Here is a 20,798-nt window from a genome sequence, read left to right as displayed (position 1 = left end):
GCGGCAGCGCTGCCGCATGGTCTCGTCAGCGCCAGTCTCAATCGAGAATGCCGATATCCGTTTGCTCTGAAATCCGGCCGTTGCGATCGATGTCATCCACCATCGCCAGCAGCCGCCCGGCGCTGTTTTTCCATGAGAAATCCTTTGTTCGCGCCGATCCTCTCTCGCGAACGGCGGCGATATCGACAGTTCCGTCGACCACATCGCGCATGGCCGAGGTGATCGACGCCACATGGAAGGGATCGAAATAGATGACCGCATCGCGGCAGACTTCGCGCACCGGCGGAATGTCACTGGCGATCACCGGGCAACTGAGCGCCATCGCCTCCAGCGGCGGAATGCCAAATCCCTCGTAAATGCTCGGAAACACCAGAGCTGCGGCCTTGCGGTAAAGCGCCTGTATCTCCTCGTCGCTCAGCCGGCCGGTGCTGACAACGTTGGACGGCAGATCGCCCAGCAGCGACTTTGCGAACGTGCTCGCCGCCCCGCCGACCATCACAAAAGCCACATCAGGCCTGTCGAGCGCGACGAAAGCGCGTATGGCACCGGCGAGGTTCTTGTTGTTGGCGGGCGAGCCGACAAACAGAAAGAACGGCCGCGTTTCGAGATCGATTTTTTGAAGCACCGAAACATCCGGCTCGACGCTGAAAACATGATCGACGGCATTGGGCACCAGCCCGATCCGCCCCTTGGGCACGCCGAGCAGTTTCGACAATTCCTGTCGGGAGAAATCCGAAACGGTGGCGATATTGGCGCGCTTTGCCAGCAGCCGCCCGAGCAGGCGATGGAACGTGCCATAAGCCCGCGAAAAGTTTTCCGGGTGCCGATAGACCAGCGCATCATGCAGCACTGTCAGTTGCCGCCCATGCAGGACGGGACCGGAATTGCACAGATTGACCAGCACGCCACCGCGACCGGCGCGCCAAAGATCCGTCTGCTCCCAGGCATGACCCGAACGGCTTCCGACATTGTCGAAACCCACACCCCTCAGCCAATCCGGCCGCGCCACACCCTGCGGCGCCAGCACCACGAAACGCTCGGCATTGGCGGGCGTCAGCGCCGCATCGATCTCGCGTAAAATCATGCCGGCGAAACGCTCGACCCCAGTCACCGGGCGGCCGAGAAAGCGCCCGTTGATGAAGATTGTGCGGGAGGAACCTGCAATCGCTTCAGCCGGCATTGGCGCCCTGCCCGATCGGTGCGCGGGCGCCGGTAATGCGCCGGGAAAGCCGGTTGAAGAAATCCCGACCCGGCTCCTCGACGAAATAATAGGTGAAGCAGGCGCAGATGATGATTGCCGCCAGATAGCCCAGCGCCATCAGATCCATCAGCCCGGCCGGGCCAAAGGCCAGCCGCTCGTGCACACCATCGAACTCGATGAGCGGCGTGCCGATCTTCCCCTGCACAATCTTGGCTCCGGCGAAGATGACGGAAAACACGATGAAATGGACGAGATAGATCGAATAGGACAGCTTTCCGAGAAACAGCAACGGCCTGACCCGCAGCAGTCTGGCGACCGTGCCGCGCTCATAGGAAAACAGCAGGATCGCCGCAGAAAAACCGAGGATGTTGAACGTGGTGTAATGCGGCTTGAACCAGAACAGCAGCAGCATGATCGCTGTTGCCAGCAGTTCGGGCACTGTGCCCTGCACGGCATTCGTCTGCCGCAGCTTCAGATAAAGCTCATAGGTCAGGTTGCCGGCAAAAAAGCCAAAGATGCACTGGACGAGGCCGAGACCCGAAGCGAGGTTGAGGTCCGGGTGATAGGCATCGAGCCAAACGAGCAGCAGGCCGGACAACACGAAAACCGCAACCGATCCCCACATGCGATAGCGCCCAAGCGGAATGAAAACCGCCACGAACAGGAGATAGGTGTAGAATTCCGTGCTGATCGACCAGCTCGAGGCATTCCATGTCAATTCCGGAAAGGGAATGACCGCCTGCAGCAGAAAGATGTTGGCGATCAGTGACGGAATATCGTTGGTGCCTGCAAACGCACCCTCGCTGCTATGCAGCCCGGCGCGGGCCGCCATGAACAGTTTTGCCAGTTCCAGCAGGACAAAAACGCCGAGTGTGAAAATATGCAGCGGATAGAGCCGGCCAAAGCGGCGGATCACGAAACGTAACCCGTCATTGCCGCTGGACAGCGATGTCCGATAGGCATGGGTGATGACAAAACCGCTCAGCACGAAAAAGAAGGGCACAGCGAGATTGCCGTTCCGGACCAGCGGGAAATCATAGAAAAACCCGGCCGCCTGGAAATGGAACAGCGCGACCAGAAGAGCGGCAATGCCTCTCCAGGAATCGAGGGCGTCGAACCTGATCTGCCCTTCTTTCATGCGCCATACTCCCCGGATCCGGTGTATTTGCAGCGCCAGTCTTGGTTCACGAAGGCGACCCCGTCAAGCGTAATGCTGCGTTGCATATAATTCCCGATCAGATATCGTCCAGAGCAATCGGCGACCTATATCGAAACAAAATTCGAGCGACACGTTTCAGTGTTAACCAACGTTGTTAAGTGGCGGACCGGGCAAAAATGCGGTCTGGCCACGAAGTTTGCGGAGACAGGATCGACATGACGGAAACGCCGTTCCAGAAGGTGAAGGCCGATCTCAAGCGGTATGCGCTTCGTGAAAACAGGACATCGGCCGGCCTCGGCTTCACCCTGCGCATGTTCCTGCTCACCCCCGGTTTCCAGTTCGTCTTCTCCCGCCGCCTGCAGGAAATGGTGGTGAAAATTCCGTTGGTCGGACGTCTTCTGCGCCGGATCCTGTGGTGGTGGAGCTGCGTGTTTTTCGGCTCGGAACTGGCCATGGCGGCAAAGATCGGCGGCGGATTTTACGTGCCGCATCCGTTCGGCATCGTCGTCGGCGCGGCAACGCTCGGCCGCAATGTCTCCATCCTGCAAAACGTCACCATCGGCCGCAAGGCAGCGGAAGATCCGCGTGATCCCGTGATCGAGGATGGCGTGTCGATCTCGGCGGGTGCCGTCGTGGTCGGTGCCATCACGGTCGGTGAAGGTGCCACGATCGGCGCCAATGCGGTCGTCACCAAGGACGTTCCGCCCCATTCAGTCGCCATGGGCATTCCGGCAAAGATCATCGGCCCCAAACCGGTCGCCGACAATACCGTCACCACCAGTCCGGCCGCGTGAAGGGAACCGCGCCGATGCGCATCGCCCTGTTCAGCGCCCTTTACCCCACACCAAGACACCCGAAAATCGTCGGTGGCGCGGAAGTGTTTGCCCGCCAGTTTGCCGAGGCGCTTGTTGCCGGTGGCGACGAGGTGATGGTCGTCTGCAATTCGCTGGAGGGCAAACGCGAGAGCGAATTCGTCAACGGTGTGCGCGTGGAATTCATCCCCGTGCGCAACCTGTTTCCACCGTTTCAGGAGAAGCAGAACCCGCTGGCGCGCATGCTCTGGCACGTCATCGATGACTGGCAGACCGCACATCCCGATATCGGCAGGTTGCTCGACGATTTTCGCCCGGACGTGATCAATTCCAACACGATCAACGGCCTGACCGCCGATATCTGGCGCGTGGCGAAGAGACAAAAAATCCCCACCGTGCATACGCTGCACGATTATTACCTAACCTGTCCGCGCTGTTCCCGCTTCCATGGCGAAGGCTCATGCGGGATGGCCTGTACCGCGCTCACTACCGGCCGCCGTCGACGTGCAAAAAAGGTCGATGCCGTGGTCAGCGTCAGCCAGCGCACGCTGGATCTTCATCTGGAGGACGGGCTGTTTGCCCGCGCGGCAAAACATGTGGCGCGCAATGTGCCCAACCCCGCCATCACCTTCTCCCCTCGGCCCTTGCCGGAAATGCCGCTGCGCATCGGTTATCTCGGCCGCTTTTCCGAGGAAAAGGGTGTTGGCCTGCTGGTCGAGGCCGTTGCGCGGCAAAAGCCCGGCACGGTGACTCTGGCGCTTGCCGGCAATGTACCCGATGACGAAAAAGCGCGACTGCGAGCCTTGGCTCCCAATGCCGATCTCGATTTTGTCGGCTTCGTCTCGCCCTCGGATTTTTATGCGACGGTCGATGTGGTCGCCATCCCATCCATCTGGGAAGAGCCCGGCGCCTTGGCACTGGTGGATGCACTGGCGGCGGGCCGTCCGGTTCTCGGCAGCCGTTTCGGCGGCATTCCCGAAGTCATCGAGCATGGCGTGACCGGCTGGGTCGTGCCGCCCGGTGCCGAAGGTTTTGCCAAGGCAATAGAAGCTCTGGTCGAAGATCCGGCACGCGTTCTCGCCGCCCACGACAACCTGCGCGACCGCCCCGGCCGGGTATTCGATGATGTCGTTGGCGAATACCGAAAAATCTATCGATCGCTGATGCCGACCGTGGCGGAAGCCACCTGAACCGGTACTTTCGGCTTCGTCAGACGCGACAGCCATGCGCCCATCGGCTTTTCCAAGAGCAGATGCACGGCAATCGATCCGATGATCGACACGACCAGCCCGCCGGCAAAAATGCCGATCAGCGGCAGGCCCAGCTTGGCGGCAACAACGCCAAAGATCTTGAGCGCAAACGGATGCGACAGGTAGAGGGCATAAGAGGCATCACCACCCAGCGCCAGGGCACGCGTTACCCGCGAACCCGGCGCGGACGGGCCAAGCACGACGGCAGCCGTGATCAGGATCGCCGGAATGCCACCGGTGATGAGGCGGGTGACGTGTTCGTAGGCCGAAATCTGATAAAGCCAGATCGCCAGCGCCAGCCCGGCAACGATCATGGCAAGCATCACGCCGAGCGGCAGGCGATATCCCTTGAGGTAGAGAGCGGCCAGACCGATACCAAGCAGGAACTCGCCGATCATGCCATTGCCCCAGAATTTGATCAGCCACATCTGATCCGGCACCAGCACCGCCGTCGTGCACAGGATCGCAAACAGCACCAGCATCACCGCAATGCCGACCGACCTGCGCAGGCAGAGCGCCAGCGCAAAAACGGCGTAGAACAACATCTCGTAATTCAGTGTCCAGCCGAGCGACAAAAGCGGAAACAGTTCGCCATCGGCGCGCGGAAAGGGAATGAAGGCGTAGGAGGCGATGATGTGGCGGAGATCCAGCCCATTGTTGTTGATCAGGCTGCCGGCGGCGAGGATCGATGCCAGCATCAGCGTCGAAAAGATCCAGTAGAGCGGCACGATGCGCACCAGCCGTCGCCGCAGGAAATCCATAGGCGCACCGGCACGGCCAAAGCGGTCATGCATCATGAAATACATGATGAAACCGCTGATCACGAAAAAGATGTCGACACCCAGCCCCCAGTCGAGAAGGCCGATGCCACCGAACGTGCCGCCGCTGCGCGCCGCGACATTCAACACCTCCGCATGCGCATGCGCGAAAACGACGAGAAAGGCCGCAAAGAACCGCAGGATCTGCACGTTGACGACGTAGTTTCCGCGGCCAAGGACTTCTGCCTGCGACATGGTTTTTCCCGTTCATCGCGCTATGTGAGAGCGCTTCAAGCCAAAATCTTTTCGCAATGCAAAGCTAACATGACGATGACATAGATTCGAGCGATTATGCCTTTCATCAGGCCGAAACATTGTTTGCGCGCTGGATATCCTCGCGAAATCAACTATTTCGCTTAAGGCCGACTCTAGCCGCCACCTGTTCTGAAACGGTGCAAACCGTTGACATTCGCGGTCAGGCGGCTACGAAATATAACATTCCTTCGCAATTGCGAAATGAACCGGACAAACAGGAAGCCTTCATGAAATTCTGGGATGTCGTCAAAGCGGACCTGCAGATCAACGCCGGCCACCGCAGCATGAAGAAACTGCCTTTCACGTTTCTCTTCAATCCCGGTTTCGCCACCGTTTTCCTGCACCGCGTCGCCACGCATTTCTACAAGGGCCGCCTGAAACGCCTCGGCATCATCGTCTGGCGCTGGAATGTCACGCGCAGCGGCTGCCACATCAATCTCGGCAGCCATATCGCGCCCGGCCTGTTCCTGCCGCATCCAGTCGGTGTCGTCATCGGCGAAGGTGTCGAGATCGGCGAAGGTGCAGCGATCTACCAGACGGTAACGATCGGCAAGACCGCCTCGCCAAAATATCCGGTGATCGGCGCGGGTGCCACGCTTTATCCGAATGCCATCGTCATCGGCCCGATCACGGTGGGTGAAAAAGCCGTGGTGGGTGCCGGATCGGTGGTCGTGAAGGATGTGCCGGATCACGGCATCGTCGCCGGCAACCCGGCGAAACTCATCCGTGTCGGCACCGGAGAATAAACCGGGCAGAACAAGGCCCGATCGAACGAAGCGCGCGCTTTCTCGCGAACAACCAATCACAGGGGTGTTTTTGGCCATGGATCAGACGAAGTCGCGCAATCAGCTCTACCAGTTGAACTGGGTCCGTGCCATCGCCGCCCTGATGGTCGTCGGTTATCATCTGGAAATCACCATGGCGCTGTCGAAATATTTCGATCGTGCGGTGTTTCCCATCTTCAAGGCCGGTTCGGCCGGTGTCGAACTGTTCTTCGTCTTAAGCGGTTTCGTCATCTATTACGCCCACCGCCGTGATCGGGAGGGTGATGCGGAGGCGCTGAAAAAGTTCGTCTTCAAGCGCTTTCGCCGTCTCTATCCGCCGCTATGGATCGTGCTGATCGCCACCACGGCGATGGCGTTCGCCGCCGGCGCCGATATCGGCGTCTGGGACGTGATTGCCGCCTACCTCATCCTGCCGGTCGAAAAGGAAGTGCTGCTCGGCGTCGAATGGACGCTGCGCCACGAAATGCTGTTTTACGCCACCTTCCTTGTCTATCTCTGGAACCGCCGGATCGGCCTTGCCCTTCTGATCGGCTGGGGTGTAGTCGGCTCGCTTGCCGGCGTTTTCCTCGATGAGCCGTGGCTTCTGAAATTCCTGCTCAGCCCCTATCACCTGCTCTTCATCGCCGGCATGGGCATAGGCTGGCTGTTCGTGCGCGAAGACATGGCCTATGGCCTGCCGACCTTCCTTGCTGGAACCATAGTGTTCGCCGGCACATGGTGGCAGGTCAGTTATGGCGGCGGGGCAGACCCGGATTACCTGATCCTGCTCTTCGGCCTCGGCGCGACAGGCATCATCTACGGGCTGTGTGCGCTTCCCTCATGGAACCGCCCGTTCAAGCCGTTGGATATGATGGGCGCAGCCTCCTACAGCCTCTACCTCATCCATTACCCGCTTCTGTCGCTGCTGTTGAAGATCACCATGATCGCGCATGCGAAAATTCCGCTGCCGCTCGAGTTCTATTTCGTCGGCATCGTCATCGCCTGCCAGGTGGCTGGCCTGCTGTTTCATTATTACGTGGAGAAACCGGTGCTCAGCCTGACGGGACGGATCATGCAGCGTCGTCAGCCGCAGCCGGCGGAGTGAGGGCTGAAAAACCTTTCCGGATTTGGCAAAGTCCCCCTCTGGCCTGCCGGCCATCTCCCCCACAAGGGGGGAGAAAACCCGCGGCTACCTCTCGCCTCAATTAAGCTTCGACGGGGCGACGGGTTAAGCCCCTCCCACTTGTGGGGAGGGGTTTGGGGCGGGGTCTTTTTAATTGCCCTACCCCTGCGGTCTCGGCACCATATCCGCCTGCCTGTTGGCCAACCCCGGCTCCGCCCCGCCCTGCGCCACATTGCGTGGCTTCAGCTTCGGCTGTTTCGGCACACGTGACTTATTCCTCACGTGATACCCGAACATTTCGGAAAAGATGTAGCCGAACATCAGCGTCGCATAGGACGGGCCGTAACACTGGATGGTGATGCTGTAGAAATTGAACATCGTCATCAGCGACAGTTTTACCGGGTCTCGCGCATGCCGCACCATCAGGAACTGCATGACCACGAACAGCACGAAGGGCATGCCCATCATGATCAGCGTCGACATGTAGAAATTGTCGAGCGGCAGGTTGTAGTCGGCAAGCGCCGTGTAATCCATCGGATAACTGAAGCAGCCGAGGCCACAGCCGAACACGGTGCCGGCCGGAAAGATTTCGGCGACCGTCTGGAACGGACCGGGCCAGGTATTGTCGATACGGTCCTGCAGACTGAACAGCGACGACGACACCTTGCCGAGTTCGGCGCCATAAAACATCAGCATCAATAGCGGCGGCACCAGAAGGCACACGAAGGACCACTTGGCGACAAGCCGCAGGAAAGCGATGTTCAGCGCCCGGTCACGCAGGAAATAGACGGTGAAATAGATGCCGACATAGAGGAAATAGACGCCCAGCGCCGTCTTGCTGGTCGAGACCTGAATAGCCCAGAGAATGATCGGCAGGCAGATGACGTTGGTCAGAAAGCTGTAATGCGGTGACAGCAGGATGAAGATGAAGATCACCATATAGGCGGCCATGGTGCTGTCGCCGGCAAGCCCGCCGTAACGGATGCCGCCTTCCTGCCACCACAGCTTTGTCGCCTCGCGCTCCATGCCAAAGCTGCTGATCGTCTGGCCGACCCAGGGATATTCGACATAAGGATTGGCCAGAAGGCCGAGGACGGAGGATGCACAGATGGCGATCAACACCACCCGCACCCATGGCCGTTCCGTCACCGAACGACCGTAGAAACAGAAGCCGACAAACATCGGGATGAACATCTTGATCGACGAAAACAGCGAAAACGCCGAATTGTTCATGAAGAAGATGCTGGTGATCGTCGACAGGATGAAGATGTAGCAGAGATACATCCCGATCGCGTTCTTCTTGACGAAGAACTGCTGGTAGAAAAACAGCCCCATCGCCACGAAGGACATCAGATCCGGCACGAACCACAGAAAGGACACGTGCAGCAGCTGGAACAGATAGCGGATACTACCGGTCAGGCCGTCGCGGATGGCGAACAGGATGAAGGTGACGAGCAGGAAGTTGTAAACCACCTCGTCCCAGTCGATCTTGGGCGTATCGCTTTCGTACCGTCTTGTGATCATACGGGTTGTGGCTCCGTCACCCGGCTGGTGAGGATCGAGACGTAAACGTCGTCGATCTGCCGCACCATCCGGTCTGATGTGTAACATGCGAGAAAGCGCTTGCGGCCCACCTCTCCGAGTTCCGCAAGCGTTTCGCGGGTCAGCCCGGCAAGGCAATCGCGCAGCGCATCGGGGTCTTCAGGGTTGACCAGAATGCCGTATTGGCCATTGCCGAGGATCTCGACGAGACCGCCGACAGCAGCCGCGACAACCGGCTTCTGCATACGCATCGCCTCGATCGCGACAAGCCCAAATCCTTCCCAGCGCGATGGCACGACCAGCACATCGCAGGCCTTCATCTGCGCATAAACGCCATCGCGGTCCATCCAGCCCAGCTGGGCGATATGGTCGGGCAGCGTTTCGGGCATGTTTTCCTCGCTGACGGCGAAACCGCCGACCAGACGCACACTCAAATGATCGCCCAGTCCATCGATGGCTTTGAGAAGAATATCGACACCCTTCTGGTAATCGAACCGTCCGGCATAAAGAAGGCGGATACGATCATCCTGCCAAACGGCGGATGGCACGGGCGGCACGTTGCGGTCGATACCGCTTTCCACCAGCGTCACTTTATCGGGCGACAGGCCCAGTTCCATGGCGCGGCGGTATTCGTGTTTGGAAATGACGATGATGCTGTCGGCCGCATTGCCCAGCTTGCGCTCCATCATCTCGGCAAAGCCGCGCACATAACGCGCGCCCTGCATGTCCACCGACCAGCCATGCGGGCAGAACACGATGCGGTGGCTCCGACGCAGGCCAAGCACCCGCACGATGATACCCGCCACCGACGAATGCGCATGCACGACATCCGGCTCGAAACTGCTCACCGTCTGCAGATAACGCTGCACCAGCAGGAAAGAGCCGAACAGCCGCGTCGGCCGCTTGAAGGTGACGATCTGCGCACCGCATTCACGGATGGCAGGATCGATGAAATCGAAATGCGTTTCCGGCACCAGAAGCTGCACGTTCTCGCGCCCATAGGCTGCGACCTGATGCGGGATCAGTTCTGCCAGATAGGAGCCGGTACCACCGATAATGCTTTCGCAGACGTGAAGTATCTTCATGGTCTAGTTGCGCCATACAAAACGAACGGTTCGAAGGCATTTTCAACCTGCACCGATCGTTTGAATGGTCGCGCCTGCCGGAGCATCGCGACGCTGTTGGCTGCGTTGATGTGTTCCGACAAACGAAATCCCCCCAAGGTTGGTTTTAATCTTACGATCGCATGATCTTTTTAAGGCCGGGCGAGCGGATCAGCGGCAAAGAGAACCTCCGCCCGAACATCACCAGGCTTCTCAAATGCGCGCGCCCCGCGAAACTGAAGGGGCTGGACGCACTCGAGCGCTGGTGGTCATGCACCAGCTGCGCGCCCGGATAGCAGATCACCTTCTTGCCGGCCCGCCACACACGGGCGCAAAGATCGACGTCCTCCATATAGAGGAAATAGGCCTCGTCCATGCCATTCAGCTGCGCGTAAAGCTCGCTGCGGATGACGAAACCGGTGCCCATCACCCATTCCGCCTCGAACGGCTTGCCGTCACGCCAGGCCTCGCGCATGAGGTGGCGGTCGATGCGGCCGGCGAACATCTTGCCGAGCATGTTCACCCGGCGCGCGCCGATATCGAGGACCGAATAGAAGCGGCGCGCCGAATACTGGCGGCTGCGATCCGGGTTGACGAGATCGAGACCGACGAGACCGACACCCGGATCGCGGTTCATGAGATCCATCACCCGCGCAACGCTGTCGAACTCGAAATAGGTATCCGGGTTGAGCACCAGCAGGTAATCGGCGTTGGTATGCTTGTAGCCTTCGTTGATACCGGCACCGAAGCCGGCATTGCGGTCGGAGGCGATGAGCCTGACCCCGATCGGCAGCTTGGCACGCAGGACTGGCACGGAATCGTCACCGGACAGATTATCGACGACGATGATCTCCTCCGGCTTGGCGACGGATTGCGCGATCATCGATTCCACGCAGCGGATGGTGAGACCCGCCGTGCGGAAGTTGACGACAATGACGTTGAGAGGCGATTTTGTTGTCATCTTTGACCCATGTGTTCGTGATGGGATGAAGTGCGCTGCGGCAACGTTTGCAGGGTTGGCAGCAGAAGAATTCGGCGAAGATTTTTTGGTGTGAAAGTCATGGTCATGCCTTCCCCGCTGCGCCCGGCAGAAAACCGGCTGACGTGTCGAAGGTCGTATCGGGATCGGCGGCTGCGTCGATTTCCAGCGCGTGGAAAAAGATGTTGGCCTGCGCCACCGAGCGGCGGTGCATGGCGGCGATATGGGCACGTCCGGCCCCGGCGATCGCCTGACGGTTAGCGGCGAGATCGGTGATGGCGCTGTCGAGCAATTCCGTATCCTTCTCTAGATCGAAGGACATGATGCGGTCGCTCGTGCGCAACCGCTCCGGAATGCAGCCGGTGGAGGAAGCGAGAATATCGCAGCCGTAACCATAGGCCTCAAGAATCACCAGCGGATCCGCCTCATCGATCAGCCGCGACGGCAGAGCGAACATGTCGAGCCGCTGGTAAAACGCATCCTTGGCATCGTCATAAACCGGGCCGAGATATTCGGCGCGATCCGGATATTTTGCGCAGAAGGCCAGAATCTCCTGTTTCAGGCTTTCGTCGCGCACCGGGCCGGCCAGCACGAAACGAAAATCGTCGCGTTTGGCAAAGATGCGCTCGGCCAAGGCGATCAGGTAATCCACGCCCTTTTCGCGGGTGAGAACGCTGAGGTGCCCCATCGTAATCGGGCCTGTACGCACCGCGCCTGCCGGCTTTTCCTCGAAAAACAGATAGGCATTTGGCAGCACAAAACTGCGTGCCTTCAGTTCCGGCGTGAAATAAAGATCGGCATAACGATCCCGCATCTTTTCCGACAGGAAGACATGGCGCTGATAGGGACCGCTGACGGCAACCAGCGTCCGCGCCGAACGGGTAGGCCCGAGATTGATCGGCCGGAACGAATGGTGGTGGATGAAATGGTCCAGCCGCTTGAGCCGAAGAGCAGCCAGGCACCCCATGAACAGCCAAAGACCGTTCTGGCCGGGTGGCGAGGTATAGACGTGATCGGTGCGCGGGATGGAAAACAGCACAATCAGCGGCAGAACGAACGCGGCAGCGATCTTTTCCGCGCCCGTTCCACCGGTCGGCAGCACTGTCACCGGCGCATGTTTTTCGAACTCGGCGACGATGTGGCGATTGTAATTGGTCTGGCCGTTCAGCGGCTGCGGCATCGGGCCGATCACCCAGATACGGCTGCGCCCGTCGCGTGTGGCCTTTGCCGCACCGGCTGCCGAAAACAGTGATCGAACGAAGGAAATAACCGACATTATTGCTGCACCTCGCCCAACTTGATCGTGACCGGATCCTGCGTGGAAAAATCGAGAATGACCGGCGCCGGGCCGATACGTCCGGCATTCGCCTTGGCAAGACCTTCTGCCTCGCACATGGCTTGTGTCTTCACCGGCTGGGCAGAGGTGGAATAGCCCGCCTTCACCCAGTCACCTTTCGTCCACATGACGATTTTCTGGCCCGTACCGGAGACGAGACGCGCAACAAAGACGTCCGGCCGGGGCTCGCGGATTTCCACGCTCTCCGCCGACTTCACCAGTTCGGCGGCGGCACCCATGAAGCAGGCAGCCGGTTTGGCTTGGTCCTCATAGGAAAAGAGGCCGTAATTGCTTTCACGGTCCACCGGGTCCGGTGAAATGTTCTTCAATTCGTGCATCCAAACACCCTTGATCCAAGGGATGGTTGCGGAATGCAGGATAAACTGGGCGAAATTATAGGCGGATGTGTCGAGCGGCATACCACAAGTGCCCTTCGAGGTCGGCCAGCCGAACTCGGTGATGTAAAGCGGCGTCTCGGTTCCGCCGCGCACTTGGCGCAGGTCCGCCTGCAGTTTCTCGACGCGATCGATCATTTCTTCAGCCGTACGGTCATGCGGATTGGCCGAGCATTGATTGTAGAGATGCACGGACAGGCCATCGGCACCGTCCATCACGCCATCGCGCACGATCGCCTTGGCCCAGCCCCAGTCCTCGTCATCGCCAACGGCGCCGACGACGATCTTGGCTTTCGGGTTCACCTGCCGGATCTTTTCGACTGCCACCTTGGCGACACGCACATAATGGCTGGCCGAGCGCGGATCATCCTTCGGCCCCTCGCCCATGATGCGCGGCTGCGGTTTGCCGGTGCCGATATACATGTTCCATTCGTTCCAGATCTCGTAGATCGGATCGTATTGTTGTGTCAGCTCCACAGCCTTGCCGACATAATCCTCGAACACTTCGAGCGCTGAATCGCTGACCGGCGGCACACCACCTTTGACGCCGGAATTGGCAAGGCCGAGATTGATCATCGGCGTCAAACCGGCCTGCGGCAGGAAATTCATCAGCCGGCCGGATTTGGAAAGAACCGGGCCGGAGGGCGGAAAGTTGAACGACTGCCACGGCATGTAGTCGCGGAAGCTAGTCGCGCCAATCTGGCCGAGCTGCTCGCGCACCTTGTGGGCATCCTTGTAGCCGAGAACACGCACCGTGCCGAAATGGGTATTGGCGCCGATGATCGGGGCGACATAGCCCCTCTCCTGTGGCTTCTCGAACGTAACCGACTGCGCTAGAGCCGACGACGCGCAGGCGAGCACACCGAAGCAGGCGCTCAAAAGCGCGGTGCGAAAAGCCGTCTGTCGTGTCACCTTCATGTCGTTTTTCCTGCCTTTGCACATTTCTTTCGGCCTTGGAGCCGAAACCGCATGCGACGCATGGAATTTGCAAAATGGCCTCAAACGGCCACCCGCCCGTCGAAATTCTTGATCTGATCGATGAACTCGAGATAGCGCCCGCCGAGATAGTCCTGATCGAACTCGCCTGCCTTGGACGCGGCATTGGACTTGTAGCGTTCCAGCTTTTCGCGATCGGCCAGCACTTCTTCCAACGCATCACGCCAGGCGTTTTTGTCACCCGGCGGCACCAGAATGCCGTTCTCGTCGTGCTGCACCAGTTCCGGAATGCCGCCGACGCGGCTGCCGATGACAGGCACACTCATGCCCAGCGCCTGGATGACGACACCCGGCGAATTTTCCATCCAGATCGATGGAATGCAGAGCACATCGCTGCCGCCGATATTGTCGATCGCCGTCTGCAACGGCACATGGCCGGTAAATTCCAGCCACTTGTGATGCCCGAACCGGGCTTTGAGCGCATCGGCATCGGCACCGGAACCAACCACCTTGAAGCTGAACGGCCATTTTTCAGCCAGTTCCTCGGCGGCTTCTAGCAGAACATCCACGCCCTTGGCGGATTCCAGACGTCCAGCATAAACGAAACGCACGTCATTGCTCGGTTCGCGCGCCTTTGTCGGCGGCGGATATTTGTTGGCGTTCAGAATATGCGCCATCGGGTAATCGGCCAGCGGTTGAAACATCGCATTGCGCTCCAGGTTCGCCCTAGAGGGGGAACAGAAGCCGATGCGGCGCATGGCGCGGATGCCGCGACGTTTGTAACCGGCCGACATCTTGCACGGCCCGCACTGGGTCTCGCAGGTCTTGCCATCGACGAACATCGTCAGCTTGACGCAGGAGAGCGCCATGTCCGGCATCACATACATGACCGGGATATCGCGCTTGCCCAGTTCCGGCAGAACATTATGGCCGATACCGGTGATGTAATGCACATTGCAGAAATCCGGCTTGAACTCGTCCAGAACCTTGGCAACCATTTTGGGATTGCGCGGATCGAGATGGTCCTGCAGGTGCCAGAGCGGCTTCTTGTATTTCGAAACGCCCCGGCCCTGCTTGAAGATCGGGTAAGGCCTCGGCATGTAGAGCGCCCAGATCTTCATGCCATCGACCATTTCGCCGTACTTCACCTCGTCCGGCGACTTGGCAGCCGTCAGCACGCCGATCTCGTGGCCCTGTTTCTGCAGCCAGGTCGTGAGGTTGAACGCCGAAATTTCCGCACCGCCGAGAATATTGGGCGGGAACATCGCCGAGATCACCAGAATACGCATTCACACCTCAAGTTTGTTGCCGGATTGCTGTCTGCCGGTCGGGTCGCCCTCCTCCCAAAGGGCGTTATTCTCAACGTGTCTGGCCTCAAAAGCCCAGGTCGTATTTGGTCTTTGCAAGCTTCATCAGGTACTGGCCGTAATTGCTCTTGCCGAGTTTGACGGCAAGCTTCTCCAGCTGGGCGTCATCGATATGACCCATGCGGTAGGCGACTTCTTCCGGGCAGGCGATCTTGAATCCCTGACGCTTTTCAAGCGTGCCGACGAAATCAGCGGCATCCAGCAGGCTGTCCGGCGTACCGGTATCGAGCCAGGCATAACCACGGCCCATCAGTTCGACCGAAAGCTGGCCGCGCTCGAGATAGATGCGGTTGACGTCGGTGATCTCAAGCTCGCCGCGCGGCGACGGCTTCAGGTTGGCGGCGATGTCGATGACCTGTTCGTCGTAGAAATAAAGACCGGTGACCGCCCAGTTGCTCTTCGGCTCGGCCGGCTTTTCCTCGATCGACAGCGCCTTCATCGATTGGTCGAACTCGACCACGCCGTAACGCTCCGGATCGGTGACGTGATAGGCAAACACACGCGCGCCCTTGTCCGTACCGTCCTTCGGACGCATCAATTGCGGCAGGCCGTGGCCGTAATAGATGTTGTCGCCGAGGATCAGCGCCGACGGGTTGGAGCCGACAAAATCCGCACCGATGACAAAAGCCTGCGCCAGACCATCCGGGCTTGGCTGCACAGCGTATTCGATCGAGATACCCCACTGGCTGCCATCGCCGAGCAGGCGCTTGAAGGCCTCGTTGTCATGCGGCGTGGTGATGATCAGGATTTCCCTGATGCCGGCCAGCATCAGCGTGGTCAGCGGATAATAGATCATCGGCTTGTCATAAACCGGCATCAGCTGTTTGGAGACGGCCATGGTGATGGGGTAAAGCCGCGTGCCGGAACCGCCGGCGAGAATGATACCCTTCATGCTTTTTCCTTCGTGTGAGGGCGGACATTTTTGCAGGTCCGCGCCGATCGCTGGAATGCCATGCGCCGGGAAGGCGCAAAGGCTTTTGGTCGTTCAACTGTTCGCTTCGCTCAGAAGCCGGTCGAGCACCACCGCCGTCGACTGTTTCCAGTCGGGCATCACGATGCCGTAAGTCTTGGCGAGCTTGTCATTCGACAGCCGCGAATTGGCAGGCCGTTTTGCCGGCGTCGGGTATTGATCGGTAGTGATGCGGCCGACGGTGATGGTCTTGCCGCTTTTGGCCTTCAGCCCGGCAAAGATCTCATCGGCAAAATCCGCCCAGGTGGCTTCTCCGCTGCCGGTCAGATGGAAGACACCGCGAAGCTTGGGATCGGCATCGGTCGCCAGACGTTTGGCAATGGCGATTACCGCATCGGCAATGTCGAGCGCACTCGTCGGCGTACCGTGCTGGTCGGCAACGACATTCAAACCATCGCGGGTTTCCGCCAGCCGCAACATCGTCTTCACGAAGTTGGCGCCAAAGGGAGAATAGACCCAGGCGGTGCGCAGGATGGTATGATTGGCGGCTGCTGCCGCAATCGCCTCTTCGCCCGCCAGCTTCGACTGTCCGTAGACAGACACCGGCCCCGTGGCATCCGTCTCCAGATAGATACCATCCTTATCGCCGGGAAACACGTAATCGGTAGACAGATGCACGACCGGAATACCCAGTTCATCAGCGATATGCGCCAGCGCTTCCGGTCCCTTGGCATTGACGGTAAAGGCCAGTTCCGGCTCGCTCTCGGCCTTGTCGACCGCCGTATAGGCGGCCGCAGACACGATCGCATCCGGCTTCAGTTCGGCAAGAACACGGCGGATCGAGGCCGGATCGGCCAGATCCAGTTCCGGCCGGCCGACGGCGATAATCTCGACACCGGCTTGAGGTCCACGCTCGATCAGCGCGGTCACCACCTGTCCCTGTTTTCCTGTGACGGCTATGCGCATGCGCATCACCCCTTCTTCAGAACGCCGAGACGCTCGCCGGAATAGACACCCTGACGCAGCGGCTGCCACCACCATTCATTGTCGAGATACCAGCGCACGGTGCGCTCGATGCCGCTGTCAAAGTTCTCCTGCGCCTTCCAGCCCAGTTCCGTTTCCAGCTTGGTGGCATCGATGGCATAACGCGCATCATGGCCCGGCCGGTCGGTGACATAGGTGATCAGGTCGGCATGCGGCGTAGCCTTGGGGCGAAGTTCGTCCATGAGAGAGCAGACGCGTTTGACGACATCGATATTGCGGCGCTCGTTGCGGCCGCCGACATTGTATTTTTCGCCGAGACGGCCACGCGATGCGATCAGGTCGAGCGCGCGGGCGTGATCCTCGACATAAAGCCAGTCGCGGATATTGACGCCTTGCCCGTAGACCGGCAGCGGCTTGCCATCCATGGCGTTCAGAATGATCAGCGGGATCAGCTTTTCCGGGAAATGGTACGGGCCGTAATTGTTGGAGCAGTTCGACACCACCACCGGCAGGCCATAGGTGCGATGCCAGGCGATCGCCAGATGGTCACTCGCGGCTTTCGAAGCTGAATAGGGCGATGACGGATCGTAAGGCGTGACTTCCTCAAACAGGCCTTCGTCGCCGAGCGAGCCATACACCTCGTCGGTCGACACATGCAGGAAACGGAAAGCCTCTTTCCGTGCAGGCGACAGGTCGTTCCAGTAATGGCGGGCGGCTTCCAGCAGCGAGAACGTGCCCATGACATTGGTCTGCACGAAATCGGCGGCACCGCTGATCGAGCGATCGACATGGCTTTCTGCCGCCAGATGCATGATGCGGTCCGGCTTGAACGAGGTCATCGCCTCCGACATCTTCTGCAGATCACAGATATCCGCCTGCAGGAACTGGTAGTTCGAAGCGCCCTCGATCTCTTTCAGCGAAGCGAGATTACCGGCATAGGTCAGCTTGTCGACATTGAGCACTTCGGCGCCAACGTTTTTGACCAGATGCCGCACGAGTGCCGAACCGATAAAACCTGCTCCGCCGGTGACGAGAATTCGCATGGGGTCTGCTCCTGTTCTTATCGATACTGGAAGGACGGCGGCAGATCCGCCAGCGCCGGCTGTTTTTTGTCCTTGTCGGACAGGACCGCATTGTCGAGCGGCAACGGCCATTCGATGCCGATGGCCGGATCATTCCACAAAAGGCCACGATCGTTTTCCGCGCTATAGGGTGCCGTCACCTTGTAGAAGATGACGCTGTCGGGCTCGAGCGTGGCAAAACCATGGGCAAAACCGGCCGGCACCCAGAGCTGCTCGCCATTTTCCTTGGAAAGCTCGGCGCCATACCACTGACCATAGGTCGGGGAACCGACGCGGATATCGACGGCGACATCAAATATCTTGCCCGCAAGGCAGCGCACCAGCTTGCCCTGCGCAAACGGTTCCAGCTGGAAATGCAGGCCGCGCACCGTGCCGACCGTTGCCGAAAGGGATTCGTTTTCCTGCACGAAGGTGACGTCCGCGACATTCTCGCGGAACCAGCCATCCTTGAAAACTTCTGAAAAATAGCCGCGATGATCGCCCAGTCGCGTCGGAATAATCTTGGCCAGCCCGGCCAGAGGCAATCTCTCGATCTTCATTGCGCACCCGTCAGTTTCTTGAAAACCCTTTTCAACGAAAAGGCAGTTCGGACAGAGGCAGCCGACATGCTTGCCTCTTGAGAATTTTCAGTGTCCGGCGACCTTTTGAAAGGCCCTCCGGCAGCTTGAATTCGTTTCATTCAGCAATGACCGTAGCGGCAGGTTTGCACTTTTTATGCTGCGAAGCAACATTTTCTGCCTAACTGTCAACTTTCCCGGTTCATCCTTTCTTCACCACCCCGCCGGCCGGAATTAGGCGTCCAAAAGCGTATGGCAAGGGTGACTCAGATATTTAAAAAGTGACCATAATTGGAAACAAAGGTGAATTTCTGCTCACAGGCGAAAATTGCCTCACGCTTCATCACGCAACCCCGCCATGATCATAGGACGCAAATAAAACATTTTTGTATCAAAGACATAAAAGCCGTCACAAATATGATGGATCGTCAACTTGCCCATTCTGCGGCAGAAAAGTCACTCGACAAGGGTTAATTTCGCCTGACGGGCAGGTGTGATAAAAAAATCGGATTGAAAGAACGGACTTACGCCCCAGCTATGTCACGCCCACAATCGAATTCTCTGTCAGAAAGTGGCTTTTTGTCGTTGTCCTGAAACAGAATATGACACAATAATGCCGCGCTGCAGCATCAACCTAGTCCTAACACGCGAGGGAATATGCGTATCACCATGATCGGTTCTGGCTACGTCGGTCTCGTCTCCGGCGTCTGCTTTGCGGACTTCGGCCATGACGTCATCTGCGTCGACAAAGACAAGTCGAAGATCGACGCGCTCGAAAAGGGCGTGATGCCGATCTACGAGCCGGGTCTCGACCAGATCGTCGCCGAAAACGTGAAGTCCGGCCGTCTGACCTTCTCCACGGATGTGCCCAACAGCGTCAAGGATGCGGACGTGGTGTTCATCGCCGTCGGCACGCCGTCGCGTCGCGGTGACGGTCACGCAGACCTCTCCTATGTCTATGCCGCAGCGAAGGAAATCGCCGAGCATTGCACCGGTTTCACCGTCGTCGTCACCAAGTCGACCGTGCCGGTCGGCACCGGTGATGAGGTCGAGCGCATCGTCAAGGAAGCCAATCCGAACGCCGATATCGCCGTCGTTTCCAACCCGGAATTCCTGCGCGAAGGTGCGGCCATCGAGGACTTCAAGCGTCCCGACCGTATCGTCATCGGTCTCGACGACGACCGCGCCCGCGGCGTCATGACCGAAGTCTACCGCCCGCTCTACCTCAACCAGGCGCCGCTGCTGTTTACCGCCCGCCGCACCTCGGAACTGATCAAATACGCCGCAAACGGTTTTCTCGCCATGAAGATCACCTTCATCAACGAGATCGCCGATCTGTGCGAAAAGGTCGGCGCCAATGTGCAGGATGTTTCGCGCGGCATCGGTCTCGATGGCCGTATCGGCGCAAAATTCCTGCATGCCGGCCCGGGTTACGGTGGTTCGTGCTTCCCCAAGGACACACTGGCGCTGGCAAAAACCGCGCAGGACCACGAAAGCCCGATGCGCCTGATCGAGACCACCATCTCGATCAACGACAACCGCAAGCGCGCCATGGGCCGCAAGGTCATCTCGGCGCTGGAAGGCGACGTGCGCGGCAAGAAGATCGCCGTGCTCGGCCTCACCTTCAAGCCGAACACCGACGACATGCGCGATAGCCCGGCGATTGCCGTCATCCAGACCCTGCAGGATGGTGGCGCGACCGTTGCCGCTTACGATCCGGAAGGCATGGCGAACGCCAAAAAGCTGATCGAGAACATCGAATATGTTGCCGGTCCCTATGAGGCGATCGCCGATGCCGATGCCATCGTCATCGTGACAGAATGGAACCAGTTCCGTGCGCTCGACCTGCCGCGTGCCAAGAGCATGATGAAAAGCCCGGTCCTTGTCGACCTGCGCAACATCTACCGCCCGGCGGAAGTCGCAAAGCACGGCTTTGCCTATCACGGCATCGGCCTCAACACGGCCGATTGACAGCTAAGCCGCAGTCCTCAGGACTGCTGGCGAAGCGTAAAATGATGCAGAAAATGGCCCCGGCATGTTTCCTTTGGCATTGCCAGGGCCATTTCCTTAATTTCGTCAGAGATGGCATGATGATTGCGTCTTCAACGAAAGACCGGGCGAATGTCGCCACGATCGTGGCCGCCATAGCGGCAGCTTCAGATGAAACCCAGATCCTTGCCCGTGACGTTACGGGCTGAATGCCAGTCATTCGAAGGGCCATGAGG

19 protein-coding genes are annotated in these 20,798 nt (G+C 59.0%); 6 read left to right on the top strand and 13 right to left on the bottom strand.

What is annotated here, in order from left to right; all coding sequences use genetic code 11:
• Positions 1-37 precede the first annotated feature (37 nt).
• Together AAIH70_RS05950 and AAIH70_RS05945 are read right to left on the bottom strand one after the other, a co-directional pair.
• The gene (locus AAIH70_RS05950) at positions 38-1,180 is read right to left on the bottom strand and encodes a glycosyltransferase family 4 protein (RefSeq protein ID WP_132271283.1); all 1,143 of its coding nucleotides are present in this window, start codon (positions 1,178-1,180) and stop codon (positions 38-40) included.
• Complete coding sequence (locus tag AAIH70_RS05945) at positions 1,170-2,339, bottom strand: acyltransferase family protein (protein WP_132271282.1); 1,170 nt, start codon at positions 2,337-2,339, stop codon at positions 1,170-1,172. The genes AAIH70_RS05950 and AAIH70_RS05945 overlap by 11 nt, the downstream gene beginning before the upstream one ends.
• 236 nt (positions 2,340-2,575) lie before the next feature.
• Between AAIH70_RS05945 and epsC the strand changes: the two genes are divergently transcribed.
• Positions 2,576-3,154, top strand: a complete 579-nt coding sequence (gene epsC / locus AAIH70_RS05940) for a serine O-acetyltransferase EpsC (protein ID WP_165931906.1) — start codon at positions 2,576-2,578, stop codon at positions 3,152-3,154.
• Positions 3,155-3,168: 14 nt separating this feature from the next.
• Positions 3,169-4,362, top strand: a complete 1,194-nt coding sequence (locus AAIH70_RS05935) for a glycosyltransferase family 4 protein (RefSeq protein WP_132271280.1) — start codon at positions 3,169-3,171, stop codon at positions 4,360-4,362.
• On the opposite strand, the gene AAIH70_RS05930 is transcribed toward AAIH70_RS05935, so the two are convergent.
• Positions 4,323-5,435, bottom strand: coding sequence for an acyltransferase family protein (locus AAIH70_RS05930; protein ID WP_132271279.1), 1,113 nt, complete (start codon positions 5,433-5,435; stop codon positions 4,323-4,325). The genes AAIH70_RS05935 and AAIH70_RS05930 overlap by 40 nt on opposite strands.
• A gap of 287 nt (positions 5,436-5,722) precedes the next feature.
• Between AAIH70_RS05930 and AAIH70_RS05925 the strand changes: the two genes are divergently transcribed.
• Positions 5,723-6,241, top strand: coding sequence for a serine O-acetyltransferase (locus tag AAIH70_RS05925; RefSeq protein ID WP_132271278.1), 519 nt, complete (start codon positions 5,723-5,725; stop codon positions 6,239-6,241).
• A 76-nt stretch (positions 6,242-6,317) separates the two neighbouring features.
• Positions 6,318-7,364: an acyltransferase family protein gene (locus AAIH70_RS05920; RefSeq protein WP_165931905.1), complete on the top strand. Its 1,047-nt coding sequence runs from the start codon at positions 6,318-6,320 to the stop codon at positions 7,362-7,364.
• Positions 7,365-7,541: 177 nt separating this feature from the next.
• On the opposite strand, the gene AAIH70_RS05915 is transcribed toward AAIH70_RS05920, so the two are convergent.
• The 10 genes from AAIH70_RS05915 to rfbC all read right to left on the bottom strand — a co-directional run bounded on the left by AAIH70_RS05915 (position 7,542) and on the right by rfbC (position 18,555).
• Positions 7,542-8,906 carry a hypothetical protein gene (locus tag AAIH70_RS05915; protein WP_132271276.1) on the bottom strand — a complete coding sequence of 455 codons (1,365 nt, stop codon included), beginning with the start codon at positions 8,904-8,906 and terminating at the stop codon, positions 7,542-7,544.
• Entirely contained in the window at positions 8,903-10,009 is a 1,107-nt protein-coding gene (locus AAIH70_RS05910; RefSeq protein WP_132271275.1) for a glycosyltransferase family 4 protein, read from the bottom strand. Before AAIH70_RS05910 ends, AAIH70_RS05915 begins: the two co-directional genes overlap by 4 nt.
• A gap of 151 nt (positions 10,010-10,160) precedes the next feature.
• Positions 10,161-10,988, bottom strand: a complete 828-nt coding sequence (locus tag AAIH70_RS05905; RefSeq protein ID WP_132271274.1) for a glycosyltransferase family 2 protein — start codon at positions 10,986-10,988, stop codon at positions 10,161-10,163.
• 103 nt (positions 10,989-11,091) lie between these two features.
• On the bottom strand, positions 11,092-12,282 hold the full coding sequence (locus AAIH70_RS05900; protein WP_132271273.1) for a glycosyltransferase family 4 protein: 1,191 nt from the start codon (positions 12,280-12,282) through the stop codon (positions 11,092-11,094).
• Positions 12,282-13,655 (bottom strand): cellulase family glycosylhydrolase, encoded by a 1,374-nt coding sequence (locus AAIH70_RS05895; protein ID WP_430033592.1) that lies wholly within the window; start codon positions 13,653-13,655, stop codon positions 12,282-12,284. Before AAIH70_RS05895 ends, AAIH70_RS05900 begins: the two co-directional genes overlap by 1 nt.
• An 80-nt stretch (positions 13,656-13,735) precedes the next feature.
• Positions 13,736-14,962 (bottom strand): glycosyltransferase, encoded by a 1,227-nt coding sequence (locus AAIH70_RS05890; RefSeq protein ID WP_132271271.1) that lies wholly within the window; start codon positions 14,960-14,962, stop codon positions 13,736-13,738.
• A gap of 85 nt (positions 14,963-15,047) precedes the next feature.
• Complete coding sequence (gene rfbA, locus AAIH70_RS05885; RefSeq protein ID WP_132271270.1) at positions 15,048-15,932, bottom strand: glucose-1-phosphate thymidylyltransferase RfbA; 885 nt, start codon at positions 15,930-15,932, stop codon at positions 15,048-15,050.
• A gap of 93 nt (positions 15,933-16,025) precedes the next feature.
• Positions 16,026-16,916, bottom strand: coding sequence for a dTDP-4-dehydrorhamnose reductase (gene rfbD, locus AAIH70_RS05880; RefSeq protein ID WP_132271269.1), 891 nt, complete (start codon positions 16,914-16,916; stop codon positions 16,026-16,028).
• A gap of 5 nt (positions 16,917-16,921) precedes the next feature.
• Positions 16,922-17,977, bottom strand: coding sequence for a dTDP-glucose 4,6-dehydratase (rfbB, locus tag AAIH70_RS05875; protein WP_132271268.1), 1,056 nt, complete (start codon positions 17,975-17,977; stop codon positions 16,922-16,924).
• Between the two features lie 17 nt (positions 17,978-17,994).
• On the bottom strand, positions 17,995-18,555 hold the full coding sequence (gene rfbC, locus AAIH70_RS05870; protein ID WP_132271267.1) for a dTDP-4-dehydrorhamnose 3,5-epimerase: 561 nt from the start codon (positions 18,553-18,555) through the stop codon (positions 17,995-17,997).
• 675 nt (positions 18,556-19,230) lie between these two features.
• Here rfbC and AAIH70_RS05865 point away from each other — a divergent pair.
• Both AAIH70_RS05865 and AAIH70_RS05860 read left to right on the top strand, forming a co-directional pair.
• Positions 19,231-20,544 carry a UDP-glucose dehydrogenase family protein gene (locus AAIH70_RS05865; RefSeq protein WP_132271266.1) on the top strand — a complete coding sequence of 438 codons (1,314 nt, stop codon included), beginning with the start codon at positions 19,231-19,233 and terminating at the stop codon, positions 20,542-20,544.
• A 41-nt stretch (positions 20,545-20,585) separates the two neighbouring features.
• The gene (locus tag AAIH70_RS05860) at positions 20,586-20,771 is read left to right on the top strand and encodes a hypothetical protein (protein ID WP_132271265.1); all 186 of its coding nucleotides are present in this window, start codon (positions 20,586-20,588) and stop codon (positions 20,769-20,771) included.
• The last annotated feature ends 27 nt before the right edge of the window (positions 20,772-20,798 follow it).

This window comes from Neorhizobium sp. BT27B (assembly GCF_050455485.1).
GTDB lineage: Bacteria > Pseudomonadota > Alphaproteobacteria > Rhizobiales > Rhizobiaceae > Neorhizobium.
The sequence above is the reverse complement of the archived record's forward strand: the minus strand, read 5'-3'. Positions and strand labels throughout refer to the sequence as shown.

What these genes read in the sequence shown, in the direction of transcription:
- rfbB (WP_132271268.1), bottom strand. Translation starts at nt 17,977, where the DNA reads ATGCGAATTCTCGTCACCGGCGGAGCAGGTTTTATCGGTTCGGCACTC.
- AAIH70_RS05910 (WP_132271275.1), bottom strand. Translation starts at nt 10,009, where the DNA reads ATGAAGATACTTCACGTCTGCGAAAGCATTATCGGTGGTACCGGCTCC.
- AAIH70_RS05950 (WP_132271283.1), bottom strand. Translation starts at nt 1,180, where the DNA reads ATGCCGGCTGAAGCGATTGCAGGTTCCTCCCGCACAATCTTCATCAAC.
- AAIH70_RS05905 (WP_132271274.1), bottom strand. Translation starts at nt 10,988, where the DNA reads ATGACAACAAAATCGCCTCTCAACGTCATTGTCGTCAACTTCCGCACG.
- AAIH70_RS05895 (WP_430033592.1), bottom strand. Translation starts at nt 13,655, where the DNA reads ATGAAGGTGACACGACAGACGGCTTTTCGCACCGCGCTTTTGAGCGCC.
- rfbC (WP_132271267.1), bottom strand. Translation starts at nt 18,555, where the DNA reads ATGAAGATCGAGAGATTGCCTCTGGCCGGGCTGGCCAAGATTATTCCG.
- AAIH70_RS05865 (WP_132271266.1), top strand. Translation starts at nt 19,231, where the DNA reads ATGCGTATCACCATGATCGGTTCTGGCTACGTCGGTCTCGTCTCCGGC.
- AAIH70_RS05945 (WP_132271282.1), bottom strand. Translation starts at nt 2,339, where the DNA reads ATGAAAGAAGGGCAGATCAGGTTCGACGCCCTCGATTCCTGGAGAGGC.
- AAIH70_RS05925 (WP_132271278.1), top strand. Translation starts at nt 5,723, where the DNA reads ATGAAATTCTGGGATGTCGTCAAAGCGGACCTGCAGATCAACGCCGGC.
- AAIH70_RS05860 (WP_132271265.1), top strand. Translation starts at nt 20,586, where the DNA reads ATGATGCAGAAAATGGCCCCGGCATGTTTCCTTTGGCATTGCCAGGGC.
- rfbD (WP_132271269.1), bottom strand. Translation starts at nt 16,916, where the DNA reads ATGCGCATAGCCGTCACAGGAAAACAGGGACAGGTGGTGACCGCGCTG.
- AAIH70_RS05915 (WP_132271276.1), bottom strand. Translation starts at nt 8,906, where the DNA reads ATGATCACAAGACGGTACGAAAGCGATACGCCCAAGATCGACTGGGAC.
- epsC (WP_165931906.1), top strand. Translation starts at nt 2,576, where the DNA reads ATGACGGAAACGCCGTTCCAGAAGGTGAAGGCCGATCTCAAGCGGTAT.
- AAIH70_RS05890 (WP_132271271.1), bottom strand. Translation starts at nt 14,962, where the DNA reads ATGCGTATTCTGGTGATCTCGGCGATGTTCCCGCCCAATATTCTCGGC.
- rfbA (WP_132271270.1), bottom strand. Translation starts at nt 15,932, where the DNA reads ATGAAGGGTATCATTCTCGCCGGCGGTTCCGGCACGCGGCTTTACCCC.
- AAIH70_RS05900 (WP_132271273.1), bottom strand. Translation starts at nt 12,282, where the DNA reads ATGTCGGTTATTTCCTTCGTTCGATCACTGTTTTCGGCAGCCGGTGCG.
- AAIH70_RS05930 (WP_132271279.1), bottom strand. Translation starts at nt 5,435, where the DNA reads ATGTCGCAGGCAGAAGTCCTTGGCCGCGGAAACTACGTCGTCAACGTG.
- AAIH70_RS05935 (WP_132271280.1), top strand. Translation starts at nt 3,169, where the DNA reads ATGCGCATCGCCCTGTTCAGCGCCCTTTACCCCACACCAAGACACCCG.
- AAIH70_RS05920 (WP_165931905.1), top strand. Translation starts at nt 6,318, where the DNA reads ATGGATCAGACGAAGTCGCGCAATCAGCTCTACCAGTTGAACTGGGTC.